This window comes from Streptomyces sp. NBC_01451 (assembly GCF_036227485.1).
Lineage (GTDB): Bacteria > Actinomycetota > Actinomycetes > Streptomycetales > Streptomycetaceae > Streptomyces.
Genome location: NZ_CP109479.1, coordinates 3,349,095 through 3,363,835, shown reverse-complemented (window position 1 = coordinate 3,363,835; position 14,741 = coordinate 3,349,095). Strand labels below are relative to the sequence as shown.

Genomic DNA, 14,741 nt, shown 5'->3' with positions numbered 1-14,741 from the left:
CGTCTCCTAGACCCATCCGACGGTGGACATGAGCTGCATGCTGATGCTGACCGCGCACCGGACGGGGGTCATTCGCTGCGTGAAATGCGTGTAGGAAATGTCCAGGCTGGCGAGGTAGCCGAAGTAGGACATGCGGGACATGTTCGGTAGCTTGTCGGCGAATCGGTGACGAGCCTGGTTGAAGTGAACCCACACGGGATTCATCTGCATGATTCCGACGACGTCACCGATCTCGGTGCTGGCCGCGTCGCTTGCCGTCGCTGAAGTCCACACTTGCTGCTTCATGTTGATGCCGACGAGGTTGTACAGGACGTGAATGTCTGCCATGACGCCGTAGGTGCCCTCGACCGTGTTGAACTGGCTCGGGTCACTCATTTCGTAGCTGCGGTCGAAAAGCAGGGAGAACGACAGGGTGCCGCCGGCCGCAGTGAGCGGTGTGCCGGTGTCCTGGTCGGAGCGGGTGTAGGCCGGCATGACCTGGTTGGCCGCGTCGAGGGAGTGGCTCACCTGCACCGTGGAGGGGTTGTACAGGAAGTTGAGCATGTAGAAGCGGCCGGTCTGCCCCTTCGGGAACGCCGTGACCATGTACCCACGGATCAATCCGTAGTTGGTGCCGGCCGTCTCGCCGGGTAGGTATGACGGGATGTTCTGGATTCGGTTGTCGAAAGTGTTCTCGTAGATCCCCGTGCCGGGTGTTGTGACCGCGTCCTTCTTTTTCTTCTTCTTGTCGGCCATCACCAGCCTCCCATCAGGGATTTGATCCGGTCGTCGGCCGCAATGTGGGAGACGAAAGCCTGCGCGGCGCTCTTGGCGCCCTCCGCCGTGGCCGCGGGCATCTGCACGACGACACTGCCTGGGCCGAATTGCAGGGTGACGGAGCCGGACGGCCCGGAGATGTTCGAGCCCTGGCCGGGGGACGGCGTGATGCCCTGGTTGAGGAGGGCCTGGCGCACGGTGTGGGCCGTGTTGCGCTCCAGCACCATTTCGCCGCCGTGCAGTTTGGCGTCGAGGCCCTCACCCGCCTGGCCGGGCACGTCCCACGCACCGTCCTTGTACCAGTGCGGGTTTTTCGAGTTCCAGAAGGACCACGCCTTAGAGGGCGTGCCGTAACGGCCCTTGATGTACTTCAAGCCCCAAGCGATCTGCTTGGCAGGAGAGTTCCGCCATGCCGAGGTGGCAGTCTCCTTGTGGATGTTCGACATGGCCTGCGGAATTCCGTAGGCGTCGGAGTTCGGGTTGTCGGCCCAGTGTCGCCACTCGGACTCGCGCATCCACAGCTTGTAAAGGGCGTCCCACTGGCCGCCCGTCCATCCGTAGTCGGCGGCCATCTTCTTGCCCAATTTGACGTTCGCCTGGACGTTGTGCGGAGCGTCCTTCCCGGCGTTGCCTCCCGAGCCGGTGTCGGTGTCGGTGTCGGCCTCTTCGTTCTGCGTCGCGCTCGGGGTACGGCTGACGCTTTGGGCACTGCCTCCACCGCCGCCGGTGAGCGCGGCGGCGAGGGCGTCGACTTCCTCGACGGACCCGTAAGCGCCGGAGACGCTGAAGCCGCCTCCGCCGCCACCCGTACCGTCGCCGGTGGCCGGGTCCTTGCTTTCCCCGGACAGCGACTCGGTGGCTGCCATGCCACCGGACATCACACGACGTGCCCGTGTGAACTTGCTGTACATCGGGCCCTCGACGACCCCCTTGCCCGGGTTGGCGGCCTCGATGACCTTGCCGCCGCCGGAGTAGAGGCCGACGTGGCTCAAGTCCTTGTAGAAGACGAGGTCACCGGCGCGCACGTCGTCGATGGGGATCTCGACACCGCTGCCGATCTGGTCGTAGGTGACGCGCGGCAGCTTGACGCCGGCCTTGCCGAAGGCTTGCTGCACCAACGAGGAGCAGTCCCAGGCGTCCGGGCCGTTGGCACCCAGGATGTACCGCTCGCCCACCTGAGCACGGGCGAAAGAAATTGCCGCCGCGATTCCGCCGCCGGTGGAGCCGGCCTTGTCGCTCTTCTTCTTCTTGCTCCCACCCTGCTTGGACTGAGGGGTTCCGCTGTCACCGCCGAAGAGCCCGGTGAATCCGCTCCACGCAGATTTGGCCCAGGACGACTGGTCGGTGCCCTCTCCCGCGTCGCCCCAGATGAAGTTCGGGCCCATGTTCCAGCCCTTTTTGAACCCTTCGACGGTCGAACCCCAGAACCCGCCGCCGTGGGCACTGCCTGACGCGTAGCCGATGGCGTCGGCGAGAGGTTCGAGCGTCTTCTGGAGCAGCGAGTGGATATCCGCGAGGGTGTTCGCCGACGCCTTTGCCGCGTCCAGGAAGGAAGCGGAGGCCGGCAGATGGCCCTCGCGGTCCAGACCCTGGAGGTAGCGCTGTGAGTCCTGGTAGGAGTCGCCGACGCTCGGCGCGTATTTCTTGATCTTGTCGCGGGCCGTTTCTCCAGCGTCGTCACGTCGGCCGGCGTCCTCGATGACCTTCAGGGCATCCTCGGAGGAGAGTCCTTTCAGGCCGCTCTTTTTGCCCGGGTTCACCAGGTCGCGCAACAGCTCGGTTTGGTTGCGCATCGCCTCCGCGCTCTGACCGCTGAGACCGGCGGCGCGGGCGTAGTTGGCCATGGACATCGACAGCGACCCGCCCTGGGCGAGCTGCGCCTGGAGCTGACTGCCGGTGAGGCTGGAGAACTTGCCGGCGTTGACTCGCTGCGCGAGCGAGAGCGCGATGGAGGCCGAGGAGTTCTGAACGCCGCCGGCGAACCGCGTCGGGGCCAGGCCGAACATCTGGGACGCGTAGAAGGCTTGCGCGGTCCCGAGTTCCTGCTGCATCTGGGCTGCGCCCTGGATGCCGAGCCCCGGGGTGACGTACGCGGCCGACGACGCCCGCCGCATCTGCTTGTCGTACTGATTGAGCGGCGACTGCTGGAGGATCGCGGTCGCACCCCCGAAGACGTCCTCGTTCGAGGTGCCCCACATAACGGTGCCGTACCGCTTCATCTCCCGGCCGTAGCTGCGGGCACGGCCTCCGTGGGTTCCCTCGGAGTCGGGCCGCATGAGCGAGAAGCGACGCTCGAACTGGCCCAGCATTTCCTCGAAGCCGCCGCTGTAGTACGAGCGAGCGGCCCCGACGACGGCTCCGCCGACCTGGCCGGCCATCGCGACGCGGTTCATCGTCGTCTGCGTGCGCTGCTGGGCTTGCAGCCGGCTCATGTCGGAGTGCATCTGCGCCATGGCCGAGGCGTGCGCGCCCTCCTGGTGCGACCACTCCCGGCGGGTGCGGGACTGGTTGCTGGCAAAGAGGATCGCCTGCTCGTCGAGGCGGTCCTGGGCTTCCTGCCTCTGCCAGGCGGGCAGCCGCATGTTGCCCGCGGTTCGCGTGCCTACGCGCAGTTGCCTGTCCCACTGGAGCTGCTGACGCTCCAGCTCGTCCTGCATGCGCTGGCGGGCGATGTTGTGCGCGTCGTACGTCTGCTGGTAGCGCTGCTGGGTTCGGCCGAGCTGGTCCCCCATGCGCTGCGCCTGGCCGCCGTTGGATGCCTGCCAACCCATCGTGGACAGGCCGGCTGTGCTCGCGAATCGGTTCGTGAACGTGGTGAAAGCCCTGGTCAGCCCGTCGATCTGCTGGCCGAGGTTATTCGCGCCAAAGAGACCTCCCGCACCCGGATTTGGGGTGGGCGGGCCTGGCGGCGTGGGGGGAGTCGTCACCTACTGCCTCCTCTCGATTTCCCAGGCGGCACACACGAGCCAGTGGTGGCGCTCACGGACGGACAGCGACTTGATCTCGTTCAGGGTCCAGCCGGGGTGGAAGCGGGCGAGAATTTCGAACTCGGTGAAGGCCCGCGCGTAGTCACAGTCCGCGAAACAGGACGGCCAGATTGATCGGCAGCTTGACCTCCTCTCCGCACGTCTCGTGCGTGAAGGTGAAGTCGGCCAGCCGGGGCCCGGGTTGGTGGTCTACGAGGAACTGGAGGATGGTCTGCCGGTCGCCCATGTTGAGGGACTGAGCGGGCGGCCGGTGCACCTCGGTTCCGTCCTCCTGGACCAGGCGCAGGACGCAGCGGGAGAGGATGACTGAGTCCTGCTTGGCCCTGTTGTTGCGGACGTTGAAGACTTGCTCCTGGTCCTCACCGGTGGGCATGCGGAGCAGCGCCTTCCTGCCCTTGCGCAGCGGCACCTCGTACTCGGTCTGTTCCGGGTCGTCGAGGTGGACGAAGGGGATGGCCGCGAGGGGCACGGTGAGGTCGACCAGCTCGCCGCACTCCGAGCAGGGCAGGCGCTCGAATTCGAGGGTGTCTCCGAACGTGGCGCGGCGGATGGCCATGATGAGCAGCTCGCGGTCGCCGATGAGTAGCTCGCCGGCCAGCTTGCGGGTCATCTGCTCGCGGCCGACGCTGACCACGCCCCTTGTCAGGAGGGTCTCGACCACCCTGTGGGGGGCGCTGCCGGAGCCGACCGCGGCGATGGCTTCCTCGTCGTAGCCGTTGAGTTCACGTACCTCCGCGTCGCGGTACCAGGTGCCGTCCCGGAAGATTCCGCGTTCGAGGGTGACTTGAGTTTCCCCGGGGCCGTCGATGTGCGGCCGGCCGGACTCGCGGTCGTCCTTGAGGAGGGCCTGAGTCGCAGCGTGAGCCTCTTCGGGGGTTTCCAGGCCGCTGATGGCCTTGTCGCCGAAGTTCTCGAATGCGGGGAGCACGATGGGCTCGGTCATGTGTCGTCCTTGAGTGGTGGTTCGAATTACGGCAGCGAAATACCGGCGCCGGGCCCGTACTTGCTGGCGATCTTGAAGTCCCAGCCTTCGTGGGCGAGGGTGATCTGCTGGAGTTCGATTCCGTTTGCTCCGGCGTCGAGATCGCCGAATGCAATGGAGGTCGGCCAGCAGTTGTAGACCCGCCAGCCGGCCTTGTAGGTGACGGTCTGAGTGGTGACGGGGTGGTCGAGCAGGAAGATGTCCATGATGGCGCGGAAGTTGTAGCTTCCGTTGTTTCCGCCCGTCCCCTGCATTACCTGGAAGATCTGCCGCAGCCAGGCGTGAATGTCCGAGTCGCCACAGATCAGCCCCCTTGAGAGGGTGATGGGCGCGAAGTCCGATTGGCCCGGCATCTTCTGTGTTGTCGTGTTCATCCCGCCCTGCCTGTAGACCACCACGTCAGTGGTGATGGACAGGCCGGAGACGGACATGAAGCCGAGCTGGTTGGACCGCTTGGAGCTGTCGAGCGTGGACCCCGCGAGGTGGATCTGTACTTGGAACTTGAAGTTCCTCAGAGGGTCCGTGCTGAGCTGCGCCAGGGACGGCCTCTGCGTCGTGGTCGTGGTCGCCATGCTTCACCTCTCAATTCCCGGTTCGAAGGGCCGCCGGAATGAACAGAATTGAGAGGCGGGCTAGCTGGACCGTCAGAACGTTTCCGTCTGGGTCGCGGAGTCAGTGGCCGCGGAAACGCCGCCCTGGTACTGGCTGATCTCGATGACGATGAACTCGGCCGGCGACGCGAGAGCGACACCTACGGTGACGTGGATTTCGCCCAGAGCCACCGTGCTCGGCGTGTTGTTGGTCTCGTCGCAGACCACGAAATACGCCTGACTCGGCACGGTCGACTGAAGCTGACCGGCCTGGGTCAGCGTGAGGAGCTGCTGGTCGACCAGGGCCGCGATCGTCTGCCACAGGTCCGGCCCATTGGGCTCGAAGATGGCGAAACGAGTGACGTCTTCGAGGAGGTTCTCCAGGTAGATGAGCATGCGCCGGACGGAGATGTACCTGTCGGGCATGCCCTTCTTGAGGGTCCTCGCGCCCATGACGCAGTAACCGGACTGCGGTACCGGGCGGAGCACATTGACGCCGGAGTCGTTGAGCGTGTCGAGCTGGGCGTTCGTGAAAAGGTGCTCCACTCCCACCGCCCCGACGAGGTTGTACGCGACGCCGGCCGGGCTGCGGTTGGGACCCACGGCCGCATCCGCCTGTGCGTACTGGCCCATCACGGCGCCCGCCGGCGGCAGCACGCGCGTGGAGGACACCGACGAACCCGCTGGGTCAGCGACCTGGAGCCAGGGCCCGTACGCCGCGGCGTAGGAGGATGCCGGCGCGTAGCCGCCGACCGTCTCGACGAACTTCGTCGCCGCGGTCTCGCTGTCGATCGGTGAGGGCTGGCGGGGTGTGTCGAGGACGAGGAAGGCGCCGCGCCGGCTTTCCGCCCAGGAGATGGCCGCGTTGATCTGGGTGGAGGCCGGAATGTGGTCCGTCATACCCGTGTTGCCGCAGAGGTTGACCAGCAGCACATCCGCGATGGACGCGAACTGGTCGCTGAGCTGCTGAGCCAGGTTGACGGCCTGGACACCGTCGGCGCCGGTGGCCAGAGGAGCATCCGCCACATACTCGGGGAGCCAGGACGCGTCGGGCGTCATGCCGGTACCCGGAGTCGCGGACGACGGCGGCAACAGGTTGGCCACGGTCACGTAGTTCGAGCCGGCGTTGGCCGAGTTGACCAGGCCGACGATGTACCGCGGGTCGGCCGGGTTGAGGGACAGATCCTGCCAGGTCTCCACCAGCGCGCTGGAGCCGGTGCCGCCGTACTTCACGAACAGGTGGAAACGGCCGGCGGTCCAGCTCGGGGCCGTGGTGACGTAGATGCCGTTGCCGTAGGCACCCCGCCCCTTGGCGCTGATCTGGAGCGCGTCCACGTTGGTGTAGCCCGCGGCCGTGGTGAACTCCGCCGGCAGGTCCATCGGGGAGCCGGCCGTGCCGCCCTTGTAAGGCGTGATCTGGACCTCGTAGGTCGTGTCCGGCGCCAGGTCGGTGAACGCGGCCTGGGGCTTGCCGGTCTCCGGCTGAGCGACCCAGATCTGCGTGTTGAAGCTGCCCTCGTCCGGGTTGGTCACGACGACCTCGTACGCGTCCACGCTGGACAGCGGGGTGACCGCGGTCCACTCGATGGCGAACGCCGTTTGTTCCGGGTTGGCCGTCACCGGCGCCACCGGAGTGACGAGCTGCACGCCCGTGGCCTTACCGGTCGGTGCGGTGCCGGACCCCGTCGGCGCGGTGCCGTCAGGTGTCGCCGTGATGGTCTCGGCCGGCGGCACCGGCTGGTTCTGCACCACCAGACGGGACGCGGTCGAGTCGGTGGGCGTCGCCCGCAGAATCCACGCGGTCTGCCCACCGTTCGCGAAATACGAGTAGACCTGGAAGGGCAGGTAATTCAGCCCGTTCCCGAAGCCGTTGTAGAGCGCGACGAACTGCTCCCAGCTCGTGACCTTCATCGGGGTGGACGGGCCGGAGTCGTGGGTGCCGACGAACGCGGCCACTGCCAGACCCGGGGGACTGACCTGCTGCGGGAGCGGCTTGAGCGTCTCCGAGATGTAGACCCCGGGCCGCCGGTAGGGGAATGTGGTGGGCGTGGTCATGGGGTATCAGCCTCCGCGGGGGTGACCACCTGCGTGGGGTCCAGCTCGACGGTGTGCCCCTCATCAAAAAAGCGCTTGTCGAGCCAACTGACAAGGACTCGCTGCGCGGGTGTGAGGGTCTGAATGTCGGAGAGGAAGAGTTCGCTGGAAACGCGGATCACCCAGGAGACGATGAAAAGCCGCTTGCCCTGCTCGTCCTTCGACTCGCTGTACTCCGGGCCGCCGAGCAGATCGAGCCGGCGCACGGTCCCGTCCTCGCCGATAGGCAAATAGCCGAAGCGGGCGGGAAGGAAGTGGAACCCAGACATGGCGCCCGTCATCTCGATGAGATGCGTCTCTTTCCGCGCGTAGGCGTCGATCTGGTAGTCGACGTTCAGCGGGATAGGCATCTGCGCCATGTAGGGCGATTGCGAGGGGTCCGTCATGTCGGCCCACGGCTCGAAGTTTTCCGGGGCGTAGTGAAGGCGGACGTACCCGCGGTGCTCCCTGTCCTCGGCCCGGGAAATCCGGGAGTGGGAAATGAGAACCAGGGGATAGACGGCGTCCGCAAGCTCGTACTCGGGGTTGCGGTACCGCACGGTGACTTTACGGCCGGCACCAGAGGTGGCGTCATGCACCATCAGACCCTGGAACTTCTGCTTCAGGGCCTTATCTTCGTTCAGAAGAAAGGGCACAGTGGCACTCCGGTATGGGCGGTTGTAGATCGCCCCACCAGAATGCTTGGCGCCATTTGTGACCAGTTAATGGGCGCTGGCTCAGAAGAGTCCGATGATCTTCAGGATGACCAGCACGAGGAGCACAATGAGCACCAGGCCCACGATCTGCGAGACAGTCATGGTCGATTCCCTTCCGGATGGACCGGGCCCGCCGCCCCCGAGACGGCAGGCCCCGGCAGTCCTGCTACTGGTTCGGGTTGCCCTGGCCGCCAGGCTGGGTCTGGGCACCCTGGCCGCCCTGGGGACCCTGCGGTCCACGAGCGCCGTCTCCGCCCCCGCGCCGGCCGCGGCGGTCCTCGTCGTCGTCCTCGTCGTCGGCGGAGTCATCGCCGTCCGGGTTCTCCGGTGCGAGAGCCCCGCCGCCCTCGGCGTAGCGGTAGCCCTCGCCCAGGGCGGTGCTCTCCAGGAGCAGCTTGTTGCCCTCCGGCACCGAGTACTGCGACGGGTCCTCCAGCTCGATCGGGCCGTACTTGATCGTCATGTCGATGCCGTCGGCGTCCACGAGCACATAGCGGGCCATGAATGACCTCCTCAGAGAAATGGCATGGGTCGATCGCAAAAGGATCTGAGGACGAGCGTCGCATGTGGCCTTAACGGCAAGTTAATCCCTAGAACCAGGCCGTTTCGGACCATGCCTTTACCGGTTTGGTGACCCAGGCACTGCCGCTCCAGACCTTGAGGGGTTTGGTGACCCAGGCACTGCCGCTCCAGACCTTCACCACAGTCGTGGGCACTGTGTTGACGTTGTCGACCTCGGCTGGGGTCGTGGTTCCACCGGAGTCGGCGTAGCCCTCGAAATTCGTGCGCAGTGTTCCGAATTTCAGCCACTGCGGGGTGGCCACGCTGCGGCGCACGGTCCACGTCGATGCATTCGGGCTGGTTTCCCAGTAGAACGTGCCGCCCGTTTCGCGGAATCGGAGCCACCGGTGAGCGACCGGATCGTACGCCAGCGTGGTGGGGGAGGCGTCGAAATACCCGACCGCATTCTCGAAGGTGAGGTTGCCGGTGGCCACGCTGTACTTCGTGCGGACGTAGGTGCCGTTGTCGACCGGGCCGAGGACGATTGCGGAGAAGCTCGTGTAGGCGCCACCCGTGGGCATGTGCACGATTTCCGCGTAGTGCGAGGAGCCGGTGATTTCGTAGCCGACGTCCGTGGCCATGAGGCCGGGGTACTCACTGTTGGCCGGAACACCAACCCGTTTCCAGGGTTCGTTCCAGAAGGTGCCGCCCCAGAACACGAACCGTGAGCCAATTCCCGTGGTGAACTTGTCGACGATCTCGGCCGCCGGTGCGGTGAACAGTCCGTCCGCGCCGGAGAAGTCGACCCACCCCGGCTGTGTGGTCACCGCCGTGGCGGCGTTGGCCAGATCCGTGGTGCCGGTAGCGCCGTAGTACACGGTGCCGGTGTAGGACGTCGCGACCGTATTCGTGGCCTGGTAGCCGAACTCGACCACGATCCGGTCTCCGGTCTGGACGGCGACCGAACCGATGGCCTGTGCTGTTGCTGCACCACCGGAGGCAGTGGTCGGCCAGTTGCTCGACCCCTGCCAGTTGTCGAGCAGGGTGCCGCGCACGGTGTCACTGTCTCCGGCCGTGACGTACATGTGCACCCGCGTGACGAAAGCGGCGGCCGTCGCCGACGCGACGCGCCCCATGCAGAAATCCGTCGTGCCGGAGAGCGTGCCGACCGTCCGGGCCGGCGGGCTGATCCACCGCCCCAACAGGACACTGTGCTGCGACAGAGACGTCTCCGCTACCGCTGAAGTCGTCGAGGCGCCGGCCGGCTGCCGGCCCAAAAGCCCAGCCACGGTAGCCGTCGCGTTGGTCCACGCCCCGCGCTTGGTCGCCGGGGTGTAGGGCGCAGCCGCGGAGGTGAGCCAAAAGCGGGTGGCCATGCTGCCTCAGTTCGTGTCGATCCACACGTCCCCGACGGCGGGACTTGTGGGAGCGGTGACGCCGACCGTGATTTTCGGAACGCTGATCTGTGCCGCGGGAACCTTGGCGTCGGCACCGAGGCCCGCCACACCGTTGGCTGCGCCGACCTTGTCGGACGACACGACGTTGCCGCCCGTCGCGGGCACTGTCTGCGGGGCGAGCTGGCGCGCGACCATCAGCCCACCACCGTGATCCGGAACGTGTCGGCCGCGTAGGAGGCCGCGGTCGTGACACTGACGGTGTTGGCGTCGACCACCACGAACTTCGCCCCCACCAGTTCGCCGCTGCTGATCTCCTTCAGCGACGGCTCCAGGACGTCCACCGAGTTCAGGCCGTGCGTGATGTTCAGCGGCGTGCCGCCGGTCAGAGCGCCGACGTTCGCGCTGTACTTGCCGACCGTCCCGAGCGCCGTGCGGGCACCGGCCGCAGTCGTCGCGCCCGTGCCGCCCTTGGCGACGGTGACCAGGCCGACGGTCAGGCCGCCCGCGCTCTTGGAGAGGGTGGCGTCGGCCAGCTCCAGCGAGAAGGTCGTGCCCGACAGCTCCAGGCCCTGGCCGTCGGCGGTGTACGTCTGGCCGCCGGAGGAGTACAGCACCCACGTCTGGGTCCATGCGCCAGGTGCCCCGGACGGGGTCGCCGTCTGGATGTACTGGGTGCCGGCCGCGGCGCCCTCGGCCACTGCCACCAGCGTGCCGTCGAGGACTTCCCCGGTAGTGTCGGCGTCGCTTCGGCGGGTGGCCGGCTGCCCGGACCCCGGGTAGGTGTAGATGCCGTTCTGGGTGCCGGTCGTCTGGGCCGCCGCCAGGAACGCGTTGCCCGCGGCCATGGTGACGCCGTCGATGGCGGCCGGCAGGGTCGACAGGTCGATGTTCGAGGTGGCGACGACCCGCACCGGGTCCTTGACGGCGATGCCGGCCCTCAAATTGTCGGCGTACTGCTTCGTCACCAGGTCGGTTGCCGCTGTCGGATCGGCACCGTTCGTAGCCCGCTGACCGCCCAGGGAAACGGCAGCCGTCGGCGCAGCGAACTGGTCGAGCCGGTACGCCTGCACCACCGCGGCGAGGTCACTGACGGTGCTCGCCGGCTGCGTGCCGGTGTGGTCGCTGCGGCTCAGCGGGTCCTTCCACACCGAGGCGTTCCAGAACTTCACCGTGTGGTTGACGGTGTCGGTCCACAACTGCCCCTCAACAGGAGCCGTGGGAGCGGAACTTGACGCTTCCGGCACCAGGCCCTGGACGGGCAGCTTGTTGAGCTTTACCGGGAACCGGAAATCGGTAGTGGCCATCGGGCGCTCCTAGTGCAGTACTGCCGAGCCGGTCTCCGCGAACGCGAAACGGACCAGCACGGTCGTGGGGGTGGGGTATTCGACGGAGCCGCCGATTTCTCGACCCGAGACGTCGTAGACGTTCACGGCCGGCCGGTACGGCATGGTGTGCGGGATCGTCCACTCCGCGAGCGCGGAGGTCTGGGTGTACTCCTGCGGGCGCGGCGCCACCCGGGCTTCGAGTGCGTCGAGCTGCTCGCTGGTGACCTCGCCGGGCTCACCCTGGTCACCCTTGGCGCCCTGCGGGCCGGCGACCGGCAGGTAGTTGCCCGCGTAGGGCGAGACGGGGGCGATGTCCGCCAGGTCCACTGGGCCGGTACCGCCCGGCAGCATGATGTGGAAGATCCGCGGGGGGACGCCCTTGAGCTTCTCCGTCACCTGGTAGGACCACCGCGACGGCGACATGCCAGGGACGTCGGTGGGGATCAGGTCGACCTCGAAGGCGCCCATGGAGTCGAGAGTGACTTTCGCGGCCGTCGTAGAAATGACATCCGAGGCCGGCAGCGTCAGAACCGACGGCGGCGCGAACGACACGGTGCCGGCCAGCGGAGTCTTGTCAGGAGCCAGGTAGCGGCCCCTGAGCCGGACGGTCGGGACTTCAGGAGGAGTAAGGGTCATCGCTCTGGCCTTCCTCCGGCGGGATCACCGTCTGGGCCATCAGCTCCGGCGTGACGGCGGGAAGCTCGGTGGGGTCGGTGAGGTACTGCGCGAACGCGGGGTCGTTGACCAGCTCGTCGTTCTGGAGCTGCTGGGCCTCGATGACGACCACGACGTCCCGCCGGCGGATCTGGCCGAGGATGTTGACCCGCTGCACGGCGTAGAGAGAGTTGTCGTACGCGACGCGGTCACGCTGGAAACTGCCGTGCTTGATATCCATCTCGGTCAGCCCGAATTTCACGAGCTGGTCGTATTCCAGGACGATGCGCAAGGTGTCCGTGACGTACAGGCCACTGTCGCGAGGGTCAGTATTCGCGGACTCGACATGTGTGACGTGCAGGGCCGGAAGCTGCCAGCGGCCGTAGAAGACGCGGCCGGCACCGGTCGCCTCGTCGTACACCTCATGCACGTCGCTCTCGGCGTACCGGAACCGGAAATAGGTGACACTGTCGCCCGTGCGTGCCTGCCAGCCCCGCAACGCGCGGTGAATGAGCGTCGTCTCCGCATTGATCCCGAAGCGACCGCGCTTCCAGTCAGCCCGTCCCCGCATACCCGATCACCCCCACGTGCCCGGATAGAGCGGCGAAGGGATGCCGGACTCGTCGTCGTAGGCATCACCGTCGATCGGCGGCAGCAGCCGCTCAGGCCGGGAAGTGTCGTCGTACTCACGGGGCTGGAAGACCGGCACGAGCCGGTTCGTGGTCCGCGAGACTCGCCGGAGCTGGAACATCTCGATGCGGCCCAGGCCCACGTTGAGCTGCTGCGCGAGCGTGTTGTACCGGGCCTGGATCTGGTCCAGGTGCTCCATGAGCTGCCGGTAGCGCTGGCTGCGCGGGACGAAGGTCCCCTCGCTGGTGTTGACGTCGATATCGGTGCTCGCATCGGTGGCGAGCGACCACAAGACGTTGGTGATCGCGAGATAGGCCACCAGCGGTTCCTCGACCGCCGGGAGGTTCTCCAGGTCGATGGGCTCCAGGTCGTACCGGATGTGGCCGTGGCCGTCCCGGTAGCGAGTCTTGAGCGTGCGGCCGTAGGTGTGCTGATTCATCGCGTCGCTGACGTACATCTCCAGCTCCGCGTCACTGAACATGCCCTCACTGCGCCCGCGGACGATGAGCGTCTGGCCGTGCTTGAGCGGCGAGTAGGCAGGGTTGATCAGCAGGATGGAGCCCTCTGCCGGGCTGAGGACGTAGTCGGTGTCCTCCACCAGCTCGACGGTGCCCGCGGGGTCGACAGTGGCGACCTTCGCCTGGACCGAGGAAACGTTGACCTCGGACAGGTCGTAACTGCTCAGCTCGTCGCCACCGATGAAGCTGTCGACGAAAGGCGCAGGAAGGTCGCCCACCTCGGAACGGATGCGCTGAATGACCCCCGCGAGCGTCGCCACGTCAGCTCACCGCCAGCGTCATCGTCAGTGACCCTGGTGCGAGTTGGAGGGCCTGATTCTGCGCCGTGGTGATGGCGCTGGCCAGGTTCCACGCCATCAAGGCCAGGCCGGTCGGCTGGCCGGCCGACGACGTCATGCGCGTGACGAGAGCCGCGCCGGTGACCGGGGCCGCCAGGCCCGTCGGGTCGTTGAACGGGCCGAACTGCACCAAGTCCGTGTTCGCCGACGTCCTGGTGCTGGTCGACGCTGCGCCCCACGGGATGGGCTGGCGGGCGTAGCCAGTGCCGGCGGCCTCGATGCCCACGAGCGTGGTCATGTCCGTCTGAGCGTCAGTCACGACCTGGGTGAGCAGCATGAGATAGGTCGTCTTCGGCTGCGGGTCGCCGGCCGCCGTCTTGGCCTGCCACTCGGCCTCCAGGGCGGTCGTGCGGCCGTTGAGGTAGTCCAGCGCGCTGACGGCTCCCTGGAGGGCGATGAACCCGTTGGCGGCCATCAGTCACCCGCCGCCATCTGGGCCTGCCAGTCCGCGTACTCCGGCGGCTGCTTGCCCGAGCCGACCAGCTCGGTGAACTGCGTCATCGGGAAGGAGATGTGGTGTTGGGAGAAACGGCCGGGCGCACTCTGCTCCAGCCACATGGCAACCACGCTGCGCTCCGCGCTGTAGCCGACGCCGTAGCTCGCCGGCTCGACGATGGCCAGGACCAGGAGCATGCGGTCGCTCTCCTGGGTCTCGTCACTGCCCGGCGCCCGGTAGCGGTGCGTTTTGGTGAGCATGCCGACGCCCTCTCCGAAATCGGAGAGGAGCCGGTACCACTGCCCGCGGGCCGGCGTCTTGTCGGTCTCGGCCAGGCTCTTGATGTTCGCCACGAAGGCGCCCCTTTCGGTGGTTAGAGCCACTGCCAGACGTAACCGAGCCGGTCCAGGTGCAGCGCCACGTGCAGCGGAACTTCGTAGACCTGGCCCTCCTTGAAATCGAAATCCGTGCCCTGGCCGATCGTGACCTTTTCCAGGTCGCAGCCGATGCGAATGTGGACCTTCTCCGGGGGCAGCTCGACGGGCCCTTCCTGCGTCTCCTCTTCGGCGACGGCCTGGATGGTCCGGCCCTTGTCGTCCAGCGAAATGGGCTGGTCGAGGTTGGCTGCCTGCTCGGCGTGCTGCATGGCGATTTCGCCCTTGCGCTTGGCAAGTTCTTCGGCGTGCTGCTCGGCGAGGATTCGCTTCTTGTTCCCGGTGTGATCCTTGGGATTCGGTCGGGTGCGCGGGTTTGCAGGCACGGAGTGTTCTCCTATTGAGTCGGGTGAGGAGTCCGGGGCGGGGACGTTGACAGAATTCCCCGCCCCGGGGAGTGGGTT

At 66.7% G+C, this 14,741-nt stretch carries 16 protein-coding genes; all 16 read right to left on the bottom strand.

The features are described from left to right. Positions 1-6: 6 nt before the first annotated feature. The 16 genes from OG595_RS14495 to OG595_RS14420 all read right to left on the bottom strand — a co-directional run bounded on the left by OG595_RS14495 (position 7) and on the right by OG595_RS14420 (position 14,663). The gene (locus tag OG595_RS14495; protein ID WP_329271968.1) at positions 7-735 is read right to left on the bottom strand and encodes a hypothetical protein; all 729 of its coding nucleotides are present in this window, start codon (positions 733-735) and stop codon (positions 7-9) included. After that, the gene (locus OG595_RS14490) at positions 735-3,527 is read right to left on the bottom strand and encodes a C40 family peptidase (RefSeq protein WP_329271966.1); all 2,793 of its coding nucleotides are present in this window, start codon (positions 3,525-3,527) and stop codon (positions 735-737) included. The genes OG595_RS14495 and OG595_RS14490 overlap by 1 nt, the downstream gene beginning before the upstream one ends. A gap of 298 nt (positions 3,528-3,825) precedes the next feature. Beyond that, on the bottom strand, positions 3,826-4,686 hold the full coding sequence (locus OG595_RS14485) for a T4 family baseplate hub assembly chaperone (protein ID WP_329271964.1): 861 nt from the start codon (positions 4,684-4,686) through the stop codon (positions 3,826-3,828). A gap of 26 nt (positions 4,687-4,712) precedes the next feature. Then, positions 4,713-5,297 carry a phage tail protein gene (locus tag OG595_RS14480; protein ID WP_329271962.1) on the bottom strand — a complete coding sequence of 195 codons (585 nt, stop codon included), beginning with the start codon at positions 5,295-5,297 and terminating at the stop codon, positions 4,713-4,715. A 72-nt stretch (positions 5,298-5,369) separates the two neighbouring features. Further along, on the bottom strand, positions 5,370-7,370 hold the full coding sequence (locus tag OG595_RS14475; RefSeq protein ID WP_329271958.1) for a phage tail sheath subtilisin-like domain-containing protein: 2,001 nt from the start codon (positions 7,368-7,370) through the stop codon (positions 5,370-5,372). Beyond that, positions 7,367-8,044 carry a hypothetical protein gene (locus tag OG595_RS14470; RefSeq protein WP_329271956.1) on the bottom strand — a complete coding sequence of 226 codons (678 nt, stop codon included), beginning with the start codon at positions 8,042-8,044 and terminating at the stop codon, positions 7,367-7,369. Before OG595_RS14470 ends, OG595_RS14475 begins: the two co-directional genes overlap by 4 nt. A 226-nt stretch (positions 8,045-8,270) precedes the next feature. Continuing rightward, positions 8,271-8,606 carry a hypothetical protein gene (locus OG595_RS14465; RefSeq protein WP_329271953.1) on the bottom strand — a complete coding sequence of 112 codons (336 nt, stop codon included), beginning with the start codon at positions 8,604-8,606 and terminating at the stop codon, positions 8,271-8,273. A gap of 88 nt (positions 8,607-8,694) precedes the next feature. Further along, complete coding sequence (locus tag OG595_RS14460) at positions 8,695-9,981, bottom strand: hypothetical protein (protein WP_329271950.1); 1,287 nt, start codon at positions 9,979-9,981, stop codon at positions 8,695-8,697. 6 nt (positions 9,982-9,987) lie between these two features. Next, positions 9,988-10,197, bottom strand: a complete 210-nt coding sequence (locus tag OG595_RS14455) for a hypothetical protein (protein ID WP_329271948.1) — start codon at positions 10,195-10,197, stop codon at positions 9,988-9,990. Further along, a complete protein-coding gene (locus tag OG595_RS14450; RefSeq protein ID WP_329271947.1) occupies positions 10,197-11,306 on the bottom strand; it encodes a hypothetical protein in 1,110 nt (369 codons plus the stop codon). Before OG595_RS14450 ends, OG595_RS14455 begins: the two co-directional genes overlap by 1 nt. A gap of 9 nt (positions 11,307-11,315) precedes the next feature. After that, on the bottom strand, positions 11,316-11,963 hold the full coding sequence (locus OG595_RS14445) for a hypothetical protein (protein WP_329271944.1): 648 nt from the start codon (positions 11,961-11,963) through the stop codon (positions 11,316-11,318). Further along, complete coding sequence (locus tag OG595_RS14440; protein WP_329271942.1) at positions 11,944-12,552, bottom strand: hypothetical protein; 609 nt, start codon at positions 12,550-12,552, stop codon at positions 11,944-11,946. Before OG595_RS14440 ends, OG595_RS14445 begins: the two co-directional genes overlap by 20 nt. A 6-nt stretch (positions 12,553-12,558) precedes the next feature. Then, entirely contained in the window at positions 12,559-13,389 is an 831-nt protein-coding gene (locus tag OG595_RS14435) for a hypothetical protein (protein WP_329271940.1), read from the bottom strand. Between the two features lies 1 nt (position 13,390). Further along, on the bottom strand, positions 13,391-13,882 hold the full coding sequence (locus OG595_RS14430) for a phage tail fiber protein (RefSeq protein ID WP_329271938.1): 492 nt from the start codon (positions 13,880-13,882) through the stop codon (positions 13,391-13,393). After that, positions 13,882-14,256 carry a hypothetical protein gene (locus OG595_RS14425; protein WP_329271936.1) on the bottom strand — a complete coding sequence of 125 codons (375 nt, stop codon included), beginning with the start codon at positions 14,254-14,256 and terminating at the stop codon, positions 13,882-13,884. The genes OG595_RS14430 and OG595_RS14425 overlap by 1 nt, the downstream gene beginning before the upstream one ends. A gap of 20 nt (positions 14,257-14,276) precedes the next feature. Further along, positions 14,277-14,663 carry a hypothetical protein gene (locus tag OG595_RS14420; protein ID WP_329271934.1) on the bottom strand — a complete coding sequence of 129 codons (387 nt, stop codon included), beginning with the start codon at positions 14,661-14,663 and terminating at the stop codon, positions 14,277-14,279. Between the last annotated feature and the right edge of the window lie 78 nt (positions 14,664-14,741).